Source organism: Marinobacter sp. UBA3604, assembly GCF_002375325.1.
Classification (GTDB): domain Bacteria; phylum Pseudomonadota; class Gammaproteobacteria; order Pseudomonadales; family Oleiphilaceae; genus Marinobacter; species Marinobacter salarius.
On record NZ_DFMB01000021.1, the window covers coordinates 24,921 to 47,846 of the forward strand.

The window sequence follows — 22,926 nt, forward strand, 5'->3', positions numbered from 1 at the left end:
GTTGCCAACTTATCTCGGAAATGGTGTTATGCTTCGGAAGACTATAAAAACTATGTAAAAAGTGGTGGGCATACAGACTATGGTTGGGAATGATCGAAGAGTGCACGGTCGCACAGCAATGAGTGCGAAGGTTCGGGTTACCCATGAAGAACTTGGTGAATTCGTGTTCTCAACCAGGGACATTTCCGATGGCGGCGTTTTTATTGTTGTCGACACCGAACCCTTCGCACCGTCGATCGGTGACAGTGTTCAGGTTCAGGTGCAGGGCCTTCCGGTGCCTGCTCCCGTGCTGGATATGGTGGTGGTACGTAAGACCAACGACGGTTTTGGTCTACAGTTTGCGGATCAATAGACGGTGCTCACCTGAATGATATTCAACAGATCTTTCTTCCCTATGCGGCTTATCGTCGCCGTTCTGCCATTTGTCCTGAGTGGGTGCGCATCCTATTACACCCACTACGCGGTGTTTCCCGCTGAGAATTCGGCTGGCGAAGATCGCCAGGTAAAATTGACGTGGCAGACTGCCGAATACCCCGGCTGGTGGGTGGCGGATAACCGGTCCACACCCATTACCGTCGAAACCCAATGCAGCGCCCGTGAATGGCGTCTGGTGGATGACAGCCATGAAGACTCCGCCAACCAATCCTGCGGGGAGGGTATCCGGGCCTGCGGTAACGAAGGGCTGGACCGTGTTGCCCGCACGGGCGCGTCGGCAGCTGGCAAGCGCTGCATGACGATAAATGCGGACGATCCGGCGGCACGCGTCACCGATATTGGTTCGTCACTGGATCTGCTGGTGTCCTGTGAGCCGGTCAAGACCGTTCGGGGTAGTGGCGATGATGCCGACAACATCGACTATATCCGGGCTTCAACGGTGCCTTACACTATCTATAGCCGCAAATCCCCCCGTGGATCACTTCACGCCCGGCCGCCGGAACTGGATGATTCGGTTTGTGACGACGAATAGAAGGGCAGCGACCTGTCAGTAATGTGAATGGTGTCACGTTGCTACATTTTGTTTCCTGATGATAGTTTCGGTTACTCCCTGTCGCGTTCCGGTTACTTCACACTACATAAATGTAATGGACTCTTTCTGAGCGGGCGTCACAATAGTGATTATCGATTCGTGCACGTGTTAGAGGTGTCCCGTGGGAGTCCGTCAAAAGAAAATTGCTGTACACGATCTGGAGATTGGCATGTTTGTGTCCGATCTCGATCGCCCGTGGCATCAGACGCCTTTCCCCATCCAGGGCTTTCACATCCGCTCCCAGAACGATGTGCGTTCGCTGGTTACTCACTGCAAGTGGGTGATTATCGATGAGGCCGAGGTTCGCGAGGCCATCGATCAGAGCAAACCCGGAAAACGCATCTTCAGGCGCCCGAGCAAACGCTCAGGGCATGAGCGAGATTCGGTACAGTTGCCGCCTCTCAATATCAAGGAGCCGGTCAAGTACGACTCCGTAACGACCATGCGCAGAGAACTGAAGGTGTCCAAGAAGCTGATGATCGATGCGGAAGCGTCGCTGAATCAGGTTTTCGAGGCCATTCGTCAGCATGAAACGCCGGACCTTAGGGGGGTGGCTGTCGTCACCCAGAAAATGGTTTCCAGCGTTGTTCGCAATCCCGATGCCATGCTGTGGCTCAGCCGCACCCGTCACCATGACAACTATACGTATCGGCACTCCCTGAATACGGCAGTATGGGCACTGGTCTGTGGCCGTCAGTTGGGCCTGAATGAAGGCCTTCTCAATCACCTTGGGCTGGGCTGCCTGCTGTCTCAGGTTGGCAAGCTGGACCTTCCAGCCCGCATTCTTGCCAATGAGGGCAAGCTGGATTCCGAGGACTTCTCCGTGTACCGCACTTACGTAGAGCGCGGTGTTGCGAAGCTTGCGGACAGCGGTTTATCTCGTGCGGTTCTCAGTGTTGTGCAGGGCCACCGCGAACGGCATAACGGATCCGGTTTCCCGGAAGGTGTCCGAGGCGACCGGATTCCACTGCTGGCCAAGGTGGCGGGGCTGTCGGAATATTTCGAGACACTGATTGGCCCGCGGACTTCGGCGGAGCCCATGACGCCGGCCCGCGCGGTGACGCTGTTGTATGAAATGCGCAACATTGAATTCCAGGAGGACCTGGTAGAGCAGTTTATCCAGGCCATTGGCATTTACCCCACCGGCAGCCTGGTTGAGCTTAACGATGGCCAGCGCGGTATTGTGGTTTCCCATGCGCCGGAGCGTCGGTTGTGGCCGAAGGTTATGGTGATGACGGACTGCTATCACCGGCCGTTGAAGTCCGCCCGGATCGTGGACCTTGCAAAATACAATGAAGGGCGTGGCGCGCATGACACTCTGACAGTGGCCGAGTGCCTGCCCCATGGCACGGAAGGGTTGAACCCGGAGCACTACGACGTGACTGGTGCGGAGTCCCGCTGGAACCTGTCACGCATTGTCGGCGCCTGATACGGCTCGGGTTATCGAGCAATTATTGAATAAGTACCCTGAGCTGTTTCTTCACCCATCGGTAGGTACCTTCGGGGCGGAAGTTCACCAACAGCTCGGATTCTCCTCCGGATTCACCCGCAACAAAATACTCCACAGACGCTGACTGCCAATCGAAAGAGTGCACCACCACATCCTGATCGCGGGTGCTGATGGCTTCGATGGTATCCAGTTGCGGCTGATCGGCTATCTTGCGTACCCGCACGGTTTTGATGGCGGTGTCCGAAGCGGGGAATTCCGCCACATAATCGTCCAGGTAATAACGGTTGGACAGTTGGGTGCTGATGGTGTCCAGTTCCCGCGTGAGATAACCCTCGGCGTCCTCGACATCCACATCCTCCAGGCTGCGAACGGCGTTGAGGATGCGATCGCGCTTGCTTTGCAGGTCCTCCCGATACTCGACGTCTTCGTCACGGTCCTCTTCTTCGTCCGGGCGAGGGTCCGCGTTGGCGATTTCCTCTTCGGTGGGTGGGTCTTCACAAAGCTCATCGTCGGCTGGGTAGAAGCAGATGCTTTGCAGCAACTGGTTGGCGGGAGACGGCGAGTTGCCGCCTTCGGCGAAGTCGCTTTCAGGAACATTGAAGTCGATCGGCGCGTCCAGGTCGGGTAGCGCGGCATTCAGTTGCGTAATAACCCGCTCCCGTATGTCGATGCCCTGGCCATTGGAGAGGTTCAGGCTCCAGTTGAGCGCCAGTAGAAACCGCGTCATGTTGATCAGGGTAACTTCATCCTGGATCAGTTGCTGTTCTGTCAGTCGGTGGTTCTGCAGTCCTTCGTCGGTGGTGCCTGGTATCTCCAGCGCAGTTCGCAGGTCCGGGAAGAATTCCAGAGGGGTGACAATGGACCGCGCGGGAATCCCATCCGCCAGTTGCAGGTTGCCGACGCGAAGGCTGATCCGTTCGCCGGGGTAGTAGTTGAAGCGTCCGTTGGCGTCAGTGGTGCCGTTGCGGCTGGCTGTGGAATAGGTAAGCCCGGTGATACCCGCCGGCATGAGCTGCCCCGTGCGTGAACCGTCATCTCCGCCGCTGCCGTCGCCACCGAAGCACCCGGCCAGTAGGACCGTTAATGCGAGCGGGCAAATCAGAGACGGTAATGCAGATGTGAAGTGAACGGATCTCATGGTGGCGCGTACATTCCCTGGCGTTCGGTCGGTGGTGCAAGACCTTTTGTAAGTTGTTGTAACCGGCATTATAAGGACGGCACTGGTGCCATATCGGGAAACCTGTCGCAGTTTGGGGTTTTAGTCGGTGTAGCGGGATTGCGCCGAACTACTTGAATTTCACTTTCCGGGCCTCCAGTTATAGCTTTTGTTTTTTCTATTCCACTATTGGGCGCGGCAGCAGCATTGTCGGTGGCCCCTGCAGCTCTGGATTCACTATGACCAACGCACTTGAAATCGAAGGTCTGGTCAAGACCTATGGCGACGGCTTCCAGGCCCTGAAAGGGATTGACCTGCATGTCGCCGAAGGTGACTTTTTTGCCTTGCTAGGACCCAACGGGGCGGGGAAGTCCACCACCCTTGGCATTGTTTGCTCACTGGTGAATAAAAGCGCGGGCAAGGTTCGCGTATTCGGATCTGACATCGACACCCATCTATCGGACGCCAAACTGAACCTGGGTGTTGTGCCCCAGGAGTTCAACTTTAACCAGTTTGAGAAGGTGTTCGACATTGTGACCACCCAGGCGGGCTATTACGGTATTCCTCTGAAGAAGGCATCGGAGTCCGCAGAAAAGTACCTGCGCCAGCTTGGGCTCTGGGATAAGCGCAATACGCCGGCCATGATGCTGTCGGGGGGCATGAAGCGGCGGCTGATGATTGCCCGGGCGCTGGTGCATGAACCCAAGCTGCTAATTCTGGATGAGCCCACGGCCGGGGTGGATATCGAGTTGCGCCGCTCCATGTGGACGTTCCTGGAAGAGATGAACCGACAGGGCACCACCATCATCCTGACCACCCACTACCTGGAGGAAGCGGAAGCCCTGTGCCGCAATATTGCCATCATCGACCACGGCAAGATCCTGCGTCACACCAGCAAGCGAGCGTTGTTGCAGCAGTTGAGCTCTGAAACCTTTGTGCTGGACACCGCCGAGCCGTTGACGGAAGCACCGGTGCTCGACGGTTTCTTCAGTCACATGGATGACGAGGGTGCCCTGGTGGTGGATGTGGAAAAGGGCCAGAGTCTGAACGGCATGTTCATCCAGCTGGAAGAGCAGGGCGTTCGCGTGGTCAGCATGCGCACCAAAGCCAACCGACTCGAAGAGCTGTTTATCCGCATGGTTGAGGACAACAACCCCCGTAACGCCACCCAGGGAGAAACCGCATGAGAACGGATGCGATGCTGACCGCGTATAAAACCATCGTCACCCGTGAAATCCGTCGCTTCATGCGGATATGGCCACAAACCCTGTTGCCACCGGCGGTCACCATGACGCTGTACTTTATTATTTTCGGCAACCTCATTGGCTCGCGCATCGGGGTGATGGGCGGCTTCGATTATATGGCGTTCATTGTTCCAGGGCTGATCATGATGTCGGTGATCACCAGTTCCTACGCCAACGTGGTGTCGTCGTTTTTCTCCATGAAGTTCCAGCGCAGCATTGAGGAGTTGCTGGTGTCACCTGTGCCCAACTGGGTGATCCTCGCCGGCTATGTAACAGGTGGTATGTCCCGGGGATTGGGCATTGGGTTGATCGTAACGCTGCTGTCACTGGGCTTTACGCAGTTGTCGATCCATCATCTGCCGATGGTGATCCTGACGGTGTTCCTGACATCGGCGCTGTTTTCGTTAGGTGGTTTCATCAATGCCATGCTGGCGACCAAGTTTGATGATATTTCCATTGTGCCGACCTTTGTTCTGACACCGCTGACTTACCTGGGCGGGGTGTTCTACTCGATCGACATGCTGCCGGGGTTCTGGCAAGGGGTGTCGATGATCAACCCGATACTCTACATGGTGAATGCCTTCCGCTACGGTATTCTGGGCGTGTCGGATGTTAATCCCTACGTCGCCCTTGGTATGATTCTGCTGTTTATTGCCATTCTGTCTGCCATTTCCCTGCGCATGTTGGCGCGCGGTAAGGGCATACGTCACTGATGAACGTTTCCCAGGATTGATCATGGCCCTTAATGATGCCCCGCTGGGCAAATCCAGCGACTACCCGGATGCCTACGATCCGCAATTGTTGTTTCCCGTGGCACGGGAGGAAAACCGTCGCCGCATCGGCCTGGAGGATGGCCGCTGGCCCTGGTTCGGGGAAGACTTGTGGCAGGCCTGGGAAATTTCCTGGTTGCGCACCGGGGGCGTGCCCGCAGTCGCCTGGGCGGAAATTCGGGTGCCTTCGGCGTCGCCGTCGATTATTGAGTCCAAGTCTCTCAAGCTGTACCTGAATTCCCTGAACCAGACGGTGTTTTCCTCCGCCGATCAGGTTCGGGATGTGATTGCTCGTGACCTGTCGAGCGCAAGCGGTGCGGCGGTCAATGTAGACCTGCACAGTGTTGATCAGGGAGCGAGAGCGGTCGGTCGGCCGGAAGGCTTCGTGCTGATCGACGACGAGGATGTGGAATCCGTGGGCTACGACTACAACCCGGACAGCCTACAGGCGACGGGTGATGTGGTGTCGGAGAAACTGTGTTCGCACCTGCTGAAAAGCAATTGCCCCGTCACCGGCCAACCGGACTGGGCAACGGTGCTGATCGATTACACCGGCCCGGCGATGGACCGGGCAGGGCTGCTGCAATACATCGTGAGTTTTCGCCAGAAGCAGGACTTTCATGAGCATTGTGTGGAAACGATGTTTACCGACCTGATGGCCCGTTGTCAGCCGCAGAAGCTGTCGGTGTGCGCCCGTTATACGCGAAGGGGTGGTCTGGATATCAACCCCTGGCGCAGTACCGACCCGGAAGAGGCGGTAGGGCCACGGTTGATCAGGCAGTAGGTGTAAAGGCGGGAACGGTCAGGAATCCTCTTCCTGGCGCAGTCGCTCAGCGGCATCCTCGAGCGCAGACAGGATGGACTCCCGTTCCCGTTCGGTGATTTTTTCCGAATCCAGGTACATGGCAAAGCCGCTGCGTTCGTGCTCAAGGAAACTGCGGTTGGGGCCCATGTCGCGGCGGAAATCCACCACTTCGTAGATGGAGACCGGGCGGCCGAAGCCTTTAACCGTGATCTCGCCCTTGTCGCGGCACATGATGCGGTCCTTGATCAGCGAGAAGGTTTCGTAGGAGATCAGGATTTCACCGGGTTCAGCCAGGGATTCCAGGCGGCTGGCCAGGTTCACTTCCTTGCCGATGATGGTGTAGTCCATGCGGTTCTCGGCGCCGAAGTTGCCAACGGTGGTGTAGCCTGTGCTGATGCCCATGCGGATTTCCAGCGGTGTCTTGATACCCTGGCTGCGCCATTTCTGCCGCATGATTTTCATGTGTTTACGCATTTCCACCGCCATGGACACGCAGGCGAAGGCGTCTTCTTTCTGGCCCCGGCTGGTGGGGTCACCGAAGAAAATCATGATGGAATCGCCAACGAACTTATCGATGGTGCCGCCGTATTTGAGGGCCACTTCCGACATTTCGTTGAAGTAGTGGTTCAGCAGTTCCGTCAGTGCTTCCGGCTCCATCTCTTCGGACAGTTCTGTAAAACCCTTGATGTCGGAGAAGAAGACGGCCAATTTCTTGCGTTGTGTTTCCAGCCGCACGTCTCTTTCACCGGTAAAGATGGACTGCCACACCTGCGGTGACAGATACTTGGAGAGTTTGTGGGACAGGGCAATGGATTGTTCCCGCTGATTCTGGATCTGGGTTTTTGCCATCATCAGCGCGCGGGCCTGCTGGTGGGAATAGAACGCAGTCACACAGATATAAAGGCCGGTGGCACTGATCGCGATAATGCTGGTGATCATCGGCGACTGCAGTGACTCGGCGGGGCCCACGATGGCAACGCCGATGGCGCCGCAGGCGGCCATGATCATGGTGCCTAGCAGCCACTGGCGGATGCCGCCCACAATCAGGCAACTAAACATCAGCATCAGTGCCACGGCGACCGAGGGTATCGCAATCAATCCAATGCAGCCGACGAATCCACCCCCGATGGCGCAATCCGTTAACAGCATTTTCTGGCGAATACGGGATGAGTTACGGAGAAACGTTCGCCGGGTAAGTTGATGGGCAATGTGTGGCCAGGTCAGGGCGCCTGAAAGCAGCCACAGCATCCACAGGCCGAAGACGTCTTGCAGTACGCCTGACACAATAATGCCGGCAGTCGCCGTATACGCCAGTATCCTGCCGTTGTAATCCGGCATGGGCGGGATGGCAATCGGATGGTTCTGCGCGTCAAGCACGGCGGCCTTGCTGGCACTGGTACTGGCGTTACGCAGGTCAATCGGTGCGCTCATCATTCAGAAACGGATCCGCCCGACGAGCATATCTCTGAACATCACCCAATCGCCCATCAGGCTGTACAGTGGGTGTTTGAAGGTGGCAGGTCGGTTTTTCTCGAAGCCATAGTGGCCAACCCAGGCAAACCCGTAGCCGATGACGGGCAGGAGCAACAGATAGAGGAACTTGGCCGTTACAATGGCGTAGAGTGTAACGAGGATAACCAGTAGGCTGCCGACGAAGTGAAGCCTGCGGCAGTTTACATCGCTATGTTCTTCAAGGTAGTACGGATAGAAGTCCGCGAAATTGCGGAATGTTTGCTGTTGGCTCATAGGGCGTCTACCGGCTCGCTTATCGTTTTTAAGGTAGATAGTACTGTCTGATAGTGGAAAGTACTTAGACTAAAGACTAACAGTAAACCATCTGTCCCACAATTCATACGGTCGTTTGGCCCGAACTGACGTATTGAAATCAACCACAGCGAGGCGATATGACAGCAGTAATGGAAGCCCTGTTAAAACGATCTTCAGAGCCACGCCTGGAGGCGCCAGCACCGGACCCGGCAACGCTTGAAAATGCCTTTGCCTGCGCCGCGAGGGCGCCGGACCATGCGTTGCTGAGGCCCTGGCGGTACCTGATTATTGAGGGAGACGAGGCATTGAACGCCCTGGGTGAATTGTTTGCCGCCACCTGTGGCGACGGCGCCTCGGAAAAGGAGCGGGAAAAACGCTGCAAGAAGGCACTGCGGGCGCCTATGGTGATCGTTGGCGTTGCGTCTTACCAGTCCCATCCCAAAGTGCCGGAGATCGAGCAGTCCATGTCGGCCGCGGTGGGGATGGGGTATTTGTTGTTGGCTCTGGAGTCCGCCGGGTTTGGAGGCATGTGGCGTACCGGTGCCATGGCGCACGATCCAGCTATCAAGCGAGGCTTGGGGCTGCAGGACAATGAGATCATAACCGGGTTCCTGTATACCGGCAGTGTCAGTGCGCACAAGCCCAGCATACCCAGGCCTGAACCCAAAGAGTTTGTCAGGCGCTGGCCCCACTAGTTGCCGCCCCGTTGCCCCCGCCCCCGGCGCGGGGGAAATCCCTTGCCGCTTTCCGCCCTCAATTTACGATTCGGATAAGCCGATACCTGCCTCAGCCCGCACACCGCAACACCTCCTGAAAACTGGCATCGCGATTGCTTTTACCTCTGCAAGAACGCACAAACGGCAAAACGACCAACGCCGTGTGCAGGAATCGGAGGCACTATGGCAATTTCCCTGGACAAAGCATTAGGCATTCATCAGCACGCCCTGGAAGGCAGGGTAAAGCGTGCGGAGGTGTTGGCCAACAACCTCGCCAACGCAGATACCCCGGGCTACAAGGCGCGGGATGTGGACTTTCAGGCGATGATGCAGAAGGCCCAGGACAGCATGAGTGGTTTCGGCATGACCCGTACCCACGAGTCCCATATGGACACCTCGCCCATGGGCGCGGACAGCGAATTGCTCTATCGGGTACCGCACCAGCCGTCCGTGGACGGCAACACGGTGGATGCCCAGCAGGAGCAAACCCGTTTCATGCGTAATGCCATGGATTACCAGGCCAGTTTCCAGTTCCTGGACGGAAAGGTTTCAGGCATCAAAAAGGCACTCTCTGGCCAGTAAAACTGGGCGCAGCCATTAATTGAGGAGCACCATCATGTCTCTGGGTAACATTTTCGACATCGCCGGTTCCGGTATGACAGCCCAGTCGCTGCGGCTGAACACCACTGCGTCCAACATCGCCAATGCCGAGACGGCCAGTTCCAGTACGGATCAGACCTATCGCGCCCGCAAGCCTGTTTTCGCGGCGATACAGCAGTCCATGCTGAATCCGTCTCAGCAGAGCATGGCGTTTGGCAGCGACAACGGCCCGGGGGCAGGCGTTCGGGTTGAAGGCATCGTCGAGAGTGACGCCGAGTTGCAGATGCGCTACGAGCCTGATCATCCCGCCGCGAACGAGGATGGGTACGTGTTCTACCCCAACGTCAACGTGGTTGAAGAAATGGCGGACATGATGTCGTCGTCGCGCAGCTTCCAGATGAATGTGGACATTATGAACAGCGCCAAATCCATGATGCAGCGTATCCTGACCCTGGGTCAGCAGTAACCGAGCGAGGATTGAATCATGAGCGTAGTGAATAACACGACAGACGCTTCGGATGTGCTGAGCCAGTATCGAGTGCAGCAGGATCAGGCCAAGAGCGGAAGTGAGCTGGGCAAGAACGAGTTCATGGAATTGATGATCGCTCAGCTCAAAAACCAGAACCCTCTCGAACCTCAGGACAACGGCGAATTCATCTCTCAGCTGGCGCAGTTCAGCTCCCTGGAGGAAATGCAGAGCCTGTCCGGCAGTGTCGACGATATGGCCAGCCAGTTCCGCTCCACCCAGGCACTGCAGGCCTCTGCAATGGTCGGGCGTACGGTCTTGGCACCTTCATCCATTGGCGTGCTTGGCGCGGACGGTGAAATATCCGGCAACGTTTCCGTTCCGGCAACCACATCCGGGCTGAGAATCACCATTGAGAATGAGTCCGGTGAGCAGGTCCGGCAGATTGATATGGGTGAGCAGCAGCCTGGCCAGACAGCGTTCAGCTGGGACGGCAAGGATGGCAACGGCAACAGTTTGCCACCCGGACGCTACAAGGTGGTCGCAGAAGCCTCGTACCCCGGCGGGCTTGAGCAACTCGGCACCATGGTCAGCGCCAATGTCGACAGTGTGTCGCTGGGGCAGGGTGGCAGCATTACTCTGAACCTGGCCGGCATGGGCTCCATCGCGCTGCAAGATGTTCAGCAGATTAATTGATACCGGTGAAACAGTAAGAGGTGGAGTATGGGTTTTAACACAGGTCTTAGCGGTTTAAGGGCGTCATCGGTTGATCTGGATGTCACCGGTAACAACATTGCCAATGCGAGCACAGTAGGTTTCAAGAGCAGTCAGGCGCAGTTTGGCGACCTGTACGCTAGTGGTTTCCTGAGTGCCGGCACCAATCCGATTGGGGACGGTGTGCGGGTGCAGGACGTGAAGCAGAATTTTGGGCAGGGCAATATCAGTTTCACCGACAACGGCCTGGACCTTGCCATCAACGGTGACGGTTTCTTTGTGCTGAATAATGGCGGTGAGGTGCGGTATTCCCGTGCCGGCCAGTTCGGTGTCGACAAAGACGGGTTTGTCACCAATAACCAGAACATGCGGGTTCAGGGCTTCGTTGCCGATGAAGACGGTAACCTTTCCGGTATTCGTGGTGACCTGCAGGTTGAAACCGATAATCTGGCGCCTCGTCGGACCACGAATCTACGCTCGGACCTGAACCTGGATTCCCGGGAAACCGTGTTGGAACGCCGAGTTGCCGATATGGGTGATTACACGGCGCCCGCCGGCTCCACCGGTTTTCCGTCTGAAACCTTCGAAATCACCTACGCAGATGGCAGCGTGGTTAGCGTGCCCATCAACGCGGCGGGATCGACTGATTTCTCAGCGGCTGACGTTGTGGATGTGCTCAATGGGCAGGACGGTCTCTCTGCCTCCGCGACCACCACCTATGAGGGGATGTCCGAGGCGGACTTGAACGCCGCCATTGCGGCTGGCAACTTCAGCTTTGACCTTGCGGTAGGCGGGGTCACTGTGCCCGTTGATACGACAGGTGTGACCGATGCGGCTTCGCTGGTCACTGCAATTAACAACGCCCAGGCGCCGACGATCTCGGCGTCGCTCACAGGCGGTAACCTGAGGCTGATCGACAACCGTGGCAACAACGTCACCGCCGGTTTTACCAGCGACGGCCCGAACCCGGCACCGGAGACAACCGTTGGCACGGTGAGGCCGCAGGCCGATCGGGAGATTACCGATATTGCGTCAACCAGCGGCGCCACGAACCTCACGGATTCATGGAACGCACGCAACATTGAGATTACCAACCAGTTCAATCCACTGGATCAGCGTACTTACAACCACGCAACATCGACCACCGTTTACGACAGCCTGGGTAACTCTCACGAGATGACCCAGTTCTACGTGAAGCAACCGGCCCCAGGTAATGGTGTGGGTGTGAGTGAATGGTCCGTATACCTGCAGATCGACGGTGAATTCGTGGCCGGAACCGATCAGAACCCCTACCAGGCTCGTTTTGACCAGGACGGGGAGTTGCAATCGGTGAACGGTGACCCCAATGGCGAGATTCTGATCAGCGACTGGACGCCGAAGGATGCCGACGGCACTCCGAACGGCGCAGATGGCCCTCCGGGGCCGGGTGAAAATATCACCACGCCCATTCCAGAGCCTCCGACCACCTCGGCCTTTGTGCTGGACCTTGGCAATACCACCCAGTACGGCAGCAACTTTGGGGTAAACGACCAGCGTCAGAACGGCTATGCCACCGGTAGGCTGTCGGGTCTGGATGTGTCGGACCAGGGTGTTCTGTTTGCCCGGTACACCAATGGTCAATCCCAGTCCCTGGGCCAGGTCGCGTTGGCTTCGTTCAACAATACCAACGGTCTGTCGCCGGTGGGCGAAACCTCTTGGGTTGAAACCTTCGAGTCCGGCCAGCCGATTATTGGTGCGCCTGATACCGGAACCCTGGGGGCGATCAAGGCCAGCTCCATTGAGGAGTCCAACGTGGACCTGTCGGCGGAACTGGTAAACCTGATCATTGCCCAGCGGAACTACCAGGCCAACGCCAAGACGATTGAGACTTCCGATGCGGTTACCCAGACCATCATCAACCTCCGCTAGTTCTAAAATGTGAACATGGCACAACTCCTGCTTGAACATAGGAAAGACTGGAAACAGTCAATATTCCGGCAGGAGTTTTCCCATGGACAAAGCCCTCTATCTAGGAATGTCCGGCGCCAAGCAGAACATGCTTTCCCAGCGCGCCCACGCCAATAACCTGGCAAACGTCAGTACCACCGGTTTCAAGGCGGATTTCGCCCAGGCCCGCAGCATGCCGGTGTTTGGTGAGCACCATCCCACACGTGCCTATGCCATGGCCGAGAGGCCTGGAACAGACCTTTCCGCCGGTGCGTTGATGGACACTGGCCGCAAACTGGACGTCGCCGTTGAGGGCGATGGTTGGCTGGCCGTGCAGAATCAGCAGGGCGAGGAAGTGTTCACCCGGTCCGGCGGCATGCAGATCGACGTCAACGGCCTGATGCGTCTCTCCAGCGGAGAGATGGTGATGGGCAATGGCGGGCCGGTAGCGCTGCCGCCATTCGATAACGTGCAGATTGGCGCGGACGGAACCATTTCCGTGGTACCCGTCGGCGGCCCGCCGGATCAGCTGGTTGAGGTGGATCGACTGAAGCTGGTGAACCCACCACGGGACGCGCTGGAAAAAGGCGTAGATGGCTTTATTCGTCGCAAGGCAGATCAGGCGCTGAATGGCCCTGAGCCGCCCGATGCCACTATGCGCGTTGCGTCGGGGTTTCTGGAAAGCTCCAACGTGAACGCGGTGGAAGAGATGATCTCCAATCTGCAATTGTCCCGTCAGTACGAAATGCAGGTGAAGATAATGACCACCGCCAACGAGAATGCCGAAGCGTCGGCACGACTGTTGCAGAACCTCTGATAAACCCTATGAACATCGACCGGGTGAGCGCAGAAGCGGCAAAAATCGACCGCATTGAAAACGCCCCCGGCAAGGAGTAGACGACATGCATCCAGCACTTTGGGTCAGCAAAACCGGGTTGAGCGCGCAGGACACCAATATGTCCACGATCTCCAACAACCTGGCTAACGTGAACACCACCGGTTTCAAACGCGACCGCGCAGTGTTCCAGGATCTGCTGTACCAGATTGACCGGCAACCCGGTGGTCTGAATACCCAGAACTCGGAGCTGCCGTCCGGTCTCCAACTGGGTACCGGTGTTCGCATCGTCGGCACGGCCAAGCAGTTTTCCCAGGGCAACCTGGAAGTCACCGAGCAGCCCCTGGACATGGCAGTGAACGGCCGCGGATTCATGCAGATCCTGCTCCCGGACGGGCAGATTGCCTATACCCGCGATGGCCAGTTCCAGTTGAACTCCAACGGCGACATCGTCAACCCCGATGGCTACACCCTGGAGCCGAACATCAACGTTCCTGAAAACGCCACTAACATCACCATTGGCAAGGACGGCACAGTAACGGCTGTTACCGATGACCAGGCGGCTCCGGTGAACCTGGGCGAAATTACCCTGGTGGATTTCATTAACCCCCAGGGCTTGCAGGCAATTGGTCATAACCTTTTCAAAGCGACCAACGCCAGTGGTGATCCGGCGGAAGGTGTGCCAGGTCTCTTAGGCCTAGGGTCTCTGGAGCAGGGCATGGTGGAGTCCTCCAATGTGGAAGTTGTGGAAGAATTGGTTAACATGATTACCACCCAAAGAGCTTATGAGATGAACTCAAAAGTGGTCTCCGCGACTGACCAGATGCTCCAGTTTATTACGAATAATATAGGCTAACCATGAGAGGGCGCTGGGAGAAGAGTTATGATGCGTGCACGTCATGAAAACAGCAGATTGAGCCAGATCAGCTCGGTATTGATGGTCGCTGGACTGGTGATACTTCAGGGATGTACGGCGCTGAGCCGAGAACGTCCTGTGCCGGACGACCCCGCCTATACACCGGTTCGAGCGGATAAAATGATGCAGCGTGACCCCAACTCTGGCGCCATCTATCAGTCGGCCCGCAACTACAGTCTTTACGGAGATACTGTGGCTCTGAACATTGGTGATGTGCTCACAGTTAATCTGGAGGAGTCTACCCGCGCTAGCAAGAATGCCGACACCCGTATTATCAAAGACAATGAAATCACATTGCCCGAGCCAAACATTCTGGGCAAGAATAACTTCGGGATCGGTACTTCACTTAACAAAGAGCGTGATTTTAAAACCAGAGCCGATGCTGATCAGAGCAACAGTCTTGCTGGCAGCATTACAGTCTCGGTGACTGAGGTGCTGCCTAACGGCGTGCTGAGAGTAAGAGGCGAGAAGTGGCTGTCGCTGACCAATGGTGACGAGTATATACGCCTGACCGGTCTTGTTCGTCCAGAGGACATCTCGCCGGACAACACCGTGGCGTCCAATCGTATTGCTGATGCCCGTATCGCCTACGGCGGTACCGGTGATTTCGACCAGGCCAACCAGATGGGCTGGCTGGCGAGGTTCTTCAACAGTGAGTGGTTCCCGCTATGAAAATGCTGAGGTTTGGGATACTGATGATTGCGCTCTCCGTGATCGCAGCGCCTGTGCTGGCGGACCGCCTGAAGGACCTGGCGCGCATCAAGGGCGTGCGTAACAACCAGCTGGTCGGTTACGGACTGGTGGTTGGCCTGGATGGTACTGGTGATAAAGCGCCGTTTACCAACCAGACCTTTCGTAACATGATGACCCAGTTCGGCATTACCCTGCCGCCGGGCGTAAATCCCAAGCTTGCCAACGTAGCTGCGGTGACCATTACTGCGACTCTGCCGCCCTTCGCCAAGCCGGGTCAGGAGCTGGACATTACGGTATCGTCCATCGGCAACGCCGACAGCCTGCGTGGCGGTACCCTGTTGATGTCGCCGTTAAAGGGGGCCGACGACCAGGTTTATGCCATGGCCCAGGGTAGCCTGGTGGTGGGTGGCTTCGGTGCCCAGGGCGCCGACGGTTCGCGGATTACCGTAAACGTTCCCAGTGTTGGCCGGATTCCCAATGGTGCCACCATTGAGCGGGAAGTGATGTCGCCCTTTACCCGTGGCGATACCATTACGTTCAACCTGTTGCGGGCTGATTTCACAACGGCTCGCCGGGTTGTGGAGGCGATTAATGGTCAATTGGGCCCGGACATGGCGTACGCCCACGATGCCACCTCGGTCTCCGTCAAGGCGCCACGGGATCCATCCCAGCGGGTGAGCTTCCTGTCGATTCTGGAAAACATTGAGGTTAACCCGGCTGAAGATGCCGCCAAGGTGGTGATTAACAGCCGCACCGGCACCATTGTGGTCGGGCAGAACGTCAAGGTCAGCCCGGCGGCGGTGACCCACGGCAACCTGACCGTCACCATCGAAGAGAACCCCGAAGCCAATCAGCCAAACCCGTTCACCGATGGTGAAACGGTTATAGAACCCAATTCCCAGATAGCCATCACCGAAGACCCGGCCCGGATGTTCCAGTTTGGCCCGGCGGTCACCCTGAACGAAATTGTCCAGGCTGTGAACCAGGTAGGTGCCGCGCCCGGTGACGTGATGGCGGTGCTGGAAGCCCTCAAACAGGCTGGCGCCTTGCGCGCCGAGCTGATTGTGATTTAGGGGGGGGCGTGATGCAGGATTCCAGTCTCCAGAAAGCTCAGGTTTATACCGATTTTGGCGGTCTGAACGCGTTGAAGGCCCAGGCCAGGACCGACAAAGAAGCGGCGCTTGAGGAAGTGGCCAAGCAGTTTGAGGGCCTGTTCCTGTCGGAAATGGTCAAGGCTATGCGTAAGGCCGGTGATGTATTTGCGGAGGGTAACTATCTCAACAGCCAGCAGTCGGAGTTCTATCGCGAAATGTTCGATAGCCAGTTGAGCCTGACGCTGTCGCAAAAGCAGGGTACGGGGATTTCCGATGCCCTGGTGCGCCAGCTAAGCCGGCAGATTCCTGGCATGGATGAGAAGGGTGAACCGATGGCGGCCCATAAGACCGCGCTGGCGGATTATGACCGTAGTGTGCCGGTACTGTCGCCGCGCCTGCCTGAGCAGATGGACAAGGTAAATCAGGTGGCTGATGTCACCGCCAGCCGAGAGCCGGCGCCGGAAGCCAATACCGTCATGCCAAGCCGGTTCGACTCGCCGGAACAGTTTGTCCGTGAACTCTTGCCCGTCGCGGAAAAGGTAGCGGCGCAAAGCGGTATCAACCCACGAGTAATGATTGCACAGGCGGCACTGGAAACCGGTTGGGGCAGGCACATGATTGAAGGTGATGGTGGCTCGCCCAGCTTTAACCTGTTCGGCATCAAGGCAGACACCCGCTGGCAGGGTGAGTCGGTGAACATTGCCACCACAGAATTCCGCGAAGGTGTGCCGATGAACGAACGGGCCGCATTCCGGGCCTACCCGGACTATGAATCCAGCTTCCGGGATTATGTTTCATTCCTCGAATCCAATCCTCGCTATCGGGATGTACTGGCGGCGGCGGATGATCCAGAGTTGTTTGCAAACCGGCTTCAGGAAGCGGGGTACGCCACCGATCCGAACTACGGTGCGAAGATTCGCCGTATTATGAACAATGACTCCATGACAACCTTGTCCATGGGTACGCGTGGGGCTGAGGAGTAAGCATTATGGCAGGGCTTATCAATATTGGTCTGACCGGCATCCTCGGAAACCAGGCGGCTTTGAACACCACCGGTAACAACATCACCAATGCCAACACGCCTGGCTACAGCCGGCAGGAAGTGCAGTTTGAAACCCAGTCGGCGCAACGCACCGGCGCGGGCTCTATCGGTACCGGTGTCAGCATCACCGACATCCGTCGCCTGGCGAACGAATACCTGACGCAACAGGTGCGTGAAGACAGCTCGCTGTTTGGTGAGCAGGAAGCACTGAACTCGGAATTGTCGCGCCTGGACAACCTGCTTGGTGGCGAATCCACCGGCCTGAGCAATGCGCTGAACAATTTCTTTGCCAGCCTGCAGAATGCTGCTGAAGATCCGGCATCGTTGCCCCAGCGGCAATTGGTGTTGAGCGAAGCGCAGCAGGTGGTGAACCGGTTTGAAGCCCTGAATCAGGAATTCATTCAACAGCGGGAATCCGTGAAGACGCAAATGGAGCAGGGCGTCAAGGATGCCAATACGCTTTTGAAAAGCATTGCTGAACTGAATCTGGCGATCTCCGAATCGCCCGGTTTGGCCCAGGGCCGTGAACCCAATGAGCTGCTGGACAAGCGCGACGAAAAGCTGCGTGAGTTGTCTGAACTGGTCAACATCAGTGTGGTGCAGGCGGAAGGCAGCCAGGTCAATGTGTCGCTGCGCAATGGGCAGGCGTTGGTGGTTGGTGACAGGGCGGCACAACTGGGAACCCGCGATAACGCGGAAGACCCGACCAGATTGGAATTCACCCTGACGACCGGTGGCCGGACCCTGAATGTGGACAGCCAGGTCAACGGCGGCAAACTCGGCGGCTTGCAACGCTTTGAGTCAGAGGCTCTGCAGCCGGCCTTCGCCGAACTTGGCAGGGTTGCAATTGCCTTGTCCGAAACCCTCAACCAGCAGCATGAAATTGGCATGGACCTTGAGGGCGACCTGGGTGGTCTGTTTTTCAGCGACATCAATTCCCAGGCAGCCCAGCGTGGCCGGGTAATCGCCAATACCAATAACGGAGCGCCGCGGGACGCGCAACTTGCGGTCGAGATTATCGACAGCTCCCAGTTGCCTGCGGGCAGTTGGTCGTTGCGGTTTGGCGGCGACGGTCGGAATTTCGAGTTGGTGGATCGTGCCACGGGTGAGGTGGTTAACCAAGGTCGCCTGCCGGACCCGGTTCAGTCCGAAATATCCATGCCGGGGTTCAATATTCGTATTGAAGGGGGCACCTTCAATGCCGGTGACAGTTTCCTGATCGAGCCGACCCGAAACGCGGCCGCCAGTATCGGACTGGAAGTCAATCGTGAAGAGGATCTGGCATTTGCGAGCCCGGTAAGGGCGGAAGGTTCCGCCAATAATACCGGTGATGCCACTATCAACCAGGGCAAGATGCTGGATGTCAGAGACCCGTTTACCAATTCGTTGCTGAGCAATTTCCGGCAGGACGGGCAACTGGACCCGCCGCTGGACATCCAGTTCCGTGACGATGGCGGCCAGCTGGTCTATGACATTGTCGATGCCAACACGAACACAGTGCTGCAGGCCGGTGATGCCGCGGCAGTGCCTCCGGTCAATGTGTTCCAGGCCGGCCAGTCCAATAAGCTGTTCACTGAGGATCCGCGCTCGCCGGATTATCTGGGCTTTCAGTTCGAGATCTCCGGCAACCCAAGGCCCGGGGATTCGTTCAGCATCGATTACAACACCAACGGTGTGTCGGACAACCGCAATGCTGAGTTCCTGGCGGCGTTGGGAACCGAGAATACCCTTAACAACGGCAGCCAGAGTTTCGCCGAGGGCTACGCAGGGTTGGTGGAAGATATTGGTGTGAAAACCCGGCAGAGCCAGCTGGATAAAGACGCTGGCAGCACGCTGCTGGAGCAGTCGACCAATCAGCGGGAATCCGTCTCAGGCGTCAACCTGGACGAAGAGGCCGGCAAACTGATCCAGTATCAGGCGGCCTACAACGCGTCCGCCCAGGTGGTGAGCGTGGCCCAGGATTTGTTCAATACCCTGTTACAGAGTTTCCGGTAGCAGTGCGAGGTGATGTGACATGATCAGAATTTCATCACAACAGATATTCTCCGGCGGTATAAACCGGCTGCAGGAGCTGAATAGCAGCCTGAACCAGACCCAGGAGCAGATTTCGACCGGCAAGCGGGTCAATAAGCCGTCGGACGACCCGGTTGCGGCGGCGCGTATCCTGAAGCTTGATCAGGAGCTGTCCCGGATCGAGACCTACCAGCGCAACGCAGGGCTCGCAGAAAACCGGTTGCAGCAGGAGGAGAGCGCTCTGGCCAGTTCGGTGGATGTTATCCAGCGGATCCGGGAGCTGACCGTCCAGGCTGGTAACGGCTCGCTGTCACCGAATGATCGCAAATCCATCTCCTCGGAAATGAAAGAGCGCATCGGGCAGTTGGCCAACATCGCCAATACCCGTGATGCGTCCGGCGAATACATTTTCAGTGGCTTCCAGGGTTCCACGGCCGCCTTTGGGAAAGATGCGTCCGGTAGTTGGGTGTATCAGGGTGATGAGGGCCAGCGCGTGCTGGAGATTGATGACGGCGTCACGGTGCCTATCAGCGACCATGGTAAAGGCATCTATTCATCCATTCCCGCGGCGGTGTTTGCAGAGAGTGACCCCGGTAACGCGGCAGCGGCGCGAATAGACGGCATCGAGGTGGTTGACGAAGGGGGGCTTTCCACTGTCTCGCCTGATGATATTACCATTACCGTAGACACCGGGACCGGAACGGTCAGCGCGGTAAATAGCCGCACGGGGGCGTCGCTGACGGTTACACCAGCAGCGTACACCAGTGGTGAGCCATTTGAAGTTGCCGGGGTACAGGCGACAATCACTGACGCGGGCAATGGTGATGAATTCACTCTTCGCGCTGGTGAAAAACAGTCGGTATTCGCTACCATCGAGAACCTGATTGACGGCCTCGACAACATCGACAAGAGTTCACCGGCAGGGCAGGCCGCCTATGACGACCTGATCGCGGCCTCTCTGCAGAACCTGGACAGTGCGCAGGAAAGCATTGTCCAGAAGCAAACCGAGCTTGGCGGACGTCTGAACGCGGTGGACTCCACTAAATCGTTCCTGGAAGACTCGTCTGTGTACAGTGAGGACATCCGTTCGCAACTGCGTGACGTGGACTACGCCGAGGCTATCAGCAATCTGAGCTTCCAGAGCTTTGTGCTGCAGGCTGCGCAGCAGTCGTTTGCCCAGGTTTCCCAGTTGTCGTTGTTCGATCGCCTGTAAAAAGCCTGCCGGAACAAGGAAGTCCGGCACTTGTTATTGCTTTCAGATTCAACCTCAGTATAATCCCCAGCACTCTCCGATGGCGGCGTGGTGAAATTGGTAGACACGACGGATTCAAAATCCGTTGGGGTAAAACCCGTGGCGGTTCGAGTCCGCCCGCCGCTACCATTTAAGATCCGCTCAACGCGGTGTAAACAGTCCATCCAATGAACGTCTCTGATTTTCACTTTGATCTACCGGATGAACTTATTGCCCGGTATCCCCTCAAAGAGCGCAGTGCGTCCCGTTTGCTCAGTCTCGATGGGCTGTCCGGTGACATCAGGCACTTACGGTTTACCGATCTTCCAGGCCTGCTTCAGCCGGGCGACCTACTGGTCTTCAACGACACACGGGTGATTCCCGCTCGCCTTTTTGGCCGCAAGGAAACCGGTGGCCAGGTGGAAGTTCTGGTTGAGCGTGTCCTTGGAGAGCAGGATATTCTCGCTCACGTACGGGCCTCCAAAGCTCTAAAAGAAGGCCAGAAAGTGCTGCTTGAAGATGGCACGTCGTTACGCATGAACGGTCGGGATGATGCGTTGTTTCATCTGCACTGTGACAGCGACGAGCCGGTCCTTGATGTTCTTGAGCGCATTGGCCACATGCCGCTGCCTCCTTATGTTGACCGCCCGGATGAATCCTCGGACCGCGAACGCTACCAGACGGTGTACGCCCGGGAAGCGGGTGCTGTGGCGGCTCCGACCGCAGGTCTGCATTTTGATGACCGGATTCTGACTGAGCTTGAATCCATGGGCGTTGAAACCGCGTTTGTGACCTTGCACGTAGGCGCTGGTACATTTCAGCCGGTGCGGGTGGAAGGTATTGAAGACCATGTCATGCACAGCGAGGTGGCCCATGTACCGCAAGCCACGGTTGATGCGGTGAATGCGGCTCGTGCCCGGGGCGGTCGTGTCATTGCCGTTGGTACCACCTCGGTGCGATCCCTGGAATCGGCCAGTCGTGGCGGGATGGTTCGACCTTTTCAGGGCGAAACCGACATTTTTATTTACCCCGGCTACCGTTTCCAGGCCGTGGACGTCATGGTGACGAACTTTCACCTGCCGGAGTCGACGTTGATCATGCTGGTCAGCGCCTTTGCCGGCTATCAGAACGTGATGTCGGCCTATCAAGCGGCTGTCGCCGAGCGTTATCGCTTTTTCAGTTACGGTGATGCGATGTTTATCACCGCGCAGGAGCCAAGCCTGGGCGCCCTTTCATCCTGTTCAGGCAAGGGCAGCCGGAATCCGGAGAACAATGATGAGTGACCAGTGTTATATGTCCTTTGAAAAACTCGGGGACGATGGCCGTGCGCGACGCGGACGCCTGACGTTTCCCCGGGGCACGGTGGAAACCCCGGCTTTCATGCCGGTGGGCACCTACGGCACCGTCAAGGGTATGCTGCCGAGGGACATCAAGGATATCGGGGCCGAGATCATTCTTGGCAACACCTTCCACCTGATGCTGCGGCCGGGTACGGAAGTAGTGAAGGCCCATGGCGATTTGCATGACTTTACCCAGTGGCAAGGCCCGATCCTCACCGACTCCGGTGGCTTTCAGGTCTTCAGCCTTGGTGAGATGCGAAAGATCACCGAAGCGGGCGTGACGTTCCGGTCGCCAATAGACGGCTCTCCGGTAGAGCTGTCACCGGAGATTGCCATGCAGGTGCAGCGGGATCTCGGGTCGGACATCGTGATGATTTTTGATGAGTGTACGCCGTACCCGGCCACCGAGAAGCAGGCGAGTGAGTCCATGGAGCTGTCGCTGCGTTGGGCGGCGCGGAGCAAGCAGGCACATGCTGATAACCCGGCCGCGCTGTTCGGCATCGTTCAGGGTGGGATGTACGAATCGCTGCGGGACCGATCACTGGAAGGGTTAACGGAGATTGGATTTGACGGCTACGCCATTGGCGGATTGTCGGTGGGCGAACCCAAAGAGGATATGATCCGTATCCTCGACTACCTGCCACCAAGAATGCCGGAAGACCGCCCGCGCTACCTGATGGGCGTAGGCCGGCCCGAGGATCTTGTGGAAGCTGTGCGCCGTGGCGTAGACATGTTTGACTGCGTAATGCCCACGAGAAACGCCCGCAACGGTTACCTGTTTACCTCCACCGGCATCATCAAGATCCGCAATGCCAGGCATCGGCACGATACCGCGCCGCTGGACGACCAGTGTGACTGCTACACCTGTGAGAATTTTTCGAGAAGTTACCTGCATCATCTCGATAAATGTGGAGAAATGCTCGGCTCGCAACTCAATACGATCCACAATCTGCGTTACTACCAGAACGTGATGGCTGGATTGCGTGGCGCAATTGAAGCAGGTACATTGTCGGACTTTATTAGCGACTTCTATGCCCGCCGGGGTGAAACCGTGCCGCCAATGGCGCAGTGACTGCGGGATAAGCCGATTCTGAACCGCTACCTGAACTTTTCTTAAAAAC

23 protein-coding genes and 1 tRNA gene are annotated in these 22,926 nt (G+C 57.2%); 21 read left to right on the top strand and 3 right to left on the bottom strand.

Annotated features, from left to right (window positions below; genetic code table 11):
- The first annotated feature begins 79 nt into the window (after nucleotides 1–79).
- The 3 genes from B2590_RS06055 (at nucleotide 80) to B2590_RS06065 (ending at nucleotide 2,456) form a co-directional block, all read left to right on the top strand.
- On the top strand, nucleotides 80–352 hold the full coding sequence (locus B2590_RS06055) for a PilZ domain-containing protein (protein ID WP_036208246.1): 273 nt from the start codon (nucleotides 80–82) through the stop codon (nucleotides 350–352).
- Nucleotides 353–367: 15 nt separating this feature from the next.
- Nucleotides 368–967 (top strand): hypothetical protein, encoded by a 600-nt coding sequence (locus B2590_RS06060; protein ID WP_036208231.1) that lies wholly within the window; start codon nucleotides 368–370, stop codon nucleotides 965–967.
- 181 nt (nucleotides 968–1,148) lie between these two features.
- On the top strand, nucleotides 1,149–2,456 hold the full coding sequence (locus B2590_RS06065; protein ID WP_041333177.1) for an HD-GYP domain-containing protein: 1,308 nt from the start codon (nucleotides 1,149–1,151) through the stop codon (nucleotides 2,454–2,456).
- Nucleotides 2,457–2,478: 22 nt separating this feature from the next.
- On the opposite strand, the gene B2590_RS06070 is transcribed toward B2590_RS06065, so the two are convergent.
- Nucleotides 2,479–3,486 (bottom strand): organic solvent ABC transporter permease, encoded by a 1,008-nt coding sequence (locus tag B2590_RS06070; RefSeq protein WP_127402376.1) that lies wholly within the window; start codon nucleotides 3,484–3,486, stop codon nucleotides 2,479–2,481.
- A 386-nt stretch (nucleotides 3,487–3,872) separates the two neighbouring features.
- Here B2590_RS06070 and B2590_RS06075 point away from each other — a divergent pair, with 386 nt between their 5' ends.
- The 3 genes from B2590_RS06075 to queF are packed head-to-tail and all read left to right on the top strand — an operon-like array spanning nucleotide 3,873 to nucleotide 6,431.
- The gene (locus B2590_RS06075; RefSeq protein WP_036208221.1) at nucleotides 3,873–4,820 is read left to right on the top strand and encodes an ABC transporter ATP-binding protein; all 948 of its coding nucleotides are present in this window, start codon (nucleotides 3,873–3,875) and stop codon (nucleotides 4,818–4,820) included.
- Entirely contained in the window at nucleotides 4,817–5,590 is a 774-nt protein-coding gene (locus tag B2590_RS06080) for an ABC transporter permease (RefSeq protein ID WP_036208218.1), read from the top strand. Before B2590_RS06075 ends, B2590_RS06080 begins: the two co-directional genes overlap by 4 nt.
- A 22-nt stretch (nucleotides 5,591–5,612) precedes the next feature.
- Complete coding sequence (queF, locus tag B2590_RS06085) at nucleotides 5,613–6,431, top strand: NADPH-dependent 7-cyano-7-deazaguanine reductase QueF (RefSeq protein ID WP_036208215.1); 819 nt, start codon at nucleotides 5,613–5,615, stop codon at nucleotides 6,429–6,431.
- Nucleotides 6,432–6,449: 18 nt separating this feature from the next.
- Here queF and B2590_RS06090 read toward each other — a convergent pair whose 3' ends face one another.
- Together B2590_RS06090 and B2590_RS06095 are read right to left on the bottom strand one after the other, a co-directional pair.
- Nucleotides 6,450–7,886, bottom strand: a complete 1,437-nt coding sequence (locus B2590_RS06090; RefSeq protein ID WP_075196862.1) for an adenylate/guanylate cyclase domain-containing protein — start codon at nucleotides 7,884–7,886, stop codon at nucleotides 6,450–6,452.
- Entirely contained in the window at nucleotides 7,887–8,198 is a 312-nt protein-coding gene (locus B2590_RS06095) for a DUF962 domain-containing protein (protein WP_036208209.1), read from the bottom strand. It abuts the gene before it with no gap.
- A gap of 158 nt (nucleotides 8,199–8,356) precedes the next feature.
- On the opposite strand from B2590_RS06095, the gene B2590_RS06100 reads away from it, so the two are divergent.
- The 15 genes from B2590_RS06100 to tgt all read left to right on the top strand — a co-directional run bounded on the left by B2590_RS06100 (nucleotide 8,357) and on the right by tgt (nucleotide 22,877).
- A complete protein-coding gene (locus B2590_RS06100) occupies nucleotides 8,357–8,914 on the top strand; it encodes a nitroreductase family protein (RefSeq protein ID WP_075196861.1) in 558 nt (185 codons plus the stop codon).
- A 204-nt stretch (nucleotides 8,915–9,118) separates the two neighbouring features.
- Nucleotides 9,119–9,517, top strand: coding sequence for a flagellar basal body rod protein FlgB (flgB, locus tag B2590_RS06105; protein ID WP_036208203.1), 399 nt, complete (start codon nucleotides 9,119–9,121; stop codon nucleotides 9,515–9,517).
- 34 nt (nucleotides 9,518–9,551) lie between these two features.
- A complete protein-coding gene (gene flgC / locus B2590_RS06110; RefSeq protein ID WP_036208201.1) occupies nucleotides 9,552–10,001 on the top strand; it encodes a flagellar basal body rod protein FlgC in 450 nt (149 codons plus the stop codon).
- Nucleotides 10,002–10,019: 18 nt separating this feature from the next.
- Nucleotides 10,020–10,697: a flagellar hook assembly protein FlgD gene (locus B2590_RS06115; RefSeq protein WP_036208198.1), complete on the top strand. Its 678-nt coding sequence runs from the start codon at nucleotides 10,020–10,022 to the stop codon at nucleotides 10,695–10,697.
- A 27-nt stretch (nucleotides 10,698–10,724) separates the two neighbouring features.
- Entirely contained in the window at nucleotides 10,725–12,623 is a 1,899-nt protein-coding gene (locus B2590_RS06120; protein WP_127401095.1) for a flagellar hook protein FlgE, read from the top strand.
- An 82-nt stretch (nucleotides 12,624–12,705) separates the two neighbouring features.
- Nucleotides 12,706–13,458, top strand: a complete 753-nt coding sequence (locus B2590_RS06125) for a flagellar basal body rod protein FlgF (protein ID WP_127401097.1) — start codon at nucleotides 12,706–12,708, stop codon at nucleotides 13,456–13,458.
- Nucleotides 13,459–13,543: 85 nt separating this feature from the next.
- Nucleotides 13,544–14,332: a flagellar basal-body rod protein FlgG gene (flgG, locus tag B2590_RS06130; RefSeq protein ID WP_127401099.1), complete on the top strand. Its 789-nt coding sequence runs from the start codon at nucleotides 13,544–13,546 to the stop codon at nucleotides 14,330–14,332.
- An 81-nt stretch (nucleotides 14,333–14,413) separates the two neighbouring features.
- Nucleotides 14,414–15,064 (top strand): flagellar basal body L-ring protein FlgH, encoded by a 651-nt coding sequence (flgH, locus tag B2590_RS06135; RefSeq protein WP_412535616.1) that lies wholly within the window; start codon nucleotides 14,414–14,416, stop codon nucleotides 15,062–15,064.
- Nucleotides 15,061–16,158, top strand: coding sequence for a flagellar basal body P-ring protein FlgI (locus B2590_RS06140; protein WP_127401101.1), 1,098 nt, complete (start codon nucleotides 15,061–15,063; stop codon nucleotides 16,156–16,158). Before flgH ends, B2590_RS06140 begins: the two co-directional genes overlap by 4 nt.
- An 11-nt stretch (nucleotides 16,159–16,169) precedes the next feature.
- Nucleotides 16,170–17,162: a flagellar assembly peptidoglycan hydrolase FlgJ gene (gene flgJ / locus B2590_RS06145; protein ID WP_127401103.1), complete on the top strand. Its 993-nt coding sequence runs from the start codon at nucleotides 16,170–16,172 to the stop codon at nucleotides 17,160–17,162.
- Nucleotides 17,163–17,167: 5 nt separating this feature from the next.
- Nucleotides 17,168–19,216: a flagellar hook-associated protein FlgK gene (gene flgK / locus B2590_RS06150; protein ID WP_127401105.1), complete on the top strand. Its 2,049-nt coding sequence runs from the start codon at nucleotides 17,168–17,170 to the stop codon at nucleotides 19,214–19,216.
- Nucleotides 19,217–19,235: 19 nt separating this feature from the next.
- A complete protein-coding gene (flgL, locus tag B2590_RS06155) occupies nucleotides 19,236–20,447 on the top strand; it encodes a flagellar hook-associated protein FlgL (RefSeq protein WP_127401106.1) in 1,212 nt (403 codons plus the stop codon).
- Between the two features lie 81 nt (nucleotides 20,448–20,528).
- Nucleotides 20,529–20,615: transfer RNA gene (locus tag B2590_RS06160), tRNA-Leu, on the top strand.
- Nucleotides 20,616–20,653: 38 nt separating this feature from the next.
- Nucleotides 20,654–21,748, top strand: coding sequence for a tRNA preQ1(34) S-adenosylmethionine ribosyltransferase-isomerase QueA (gene queA, locus B2590_RS06165; RefSeq protein ID WP_127401108.1), 1,095 nt, complete (start codon nucleotides 20,654–20,656; stop codon nucleotides 21,746–21,748).
- A gap of 10 nt (nucleotides 21,749–21,758) precedes the next feature.
- Nucleotides 21,759–22,877 (top strand): tRNA guanosine(34) transglycosylase Tgt, encoded by a 1,119-nt coding sequence (gene tgt / locus B2590_RS06170; protein ID WP_127402378.1) that lies wholly within the window; start codon nucleotides 21,759–21,761, stop codon nucleotides 22,875–22,877.
- Nucleotides 22,878–22,926 lie beyond the last annotated feature (49 nt).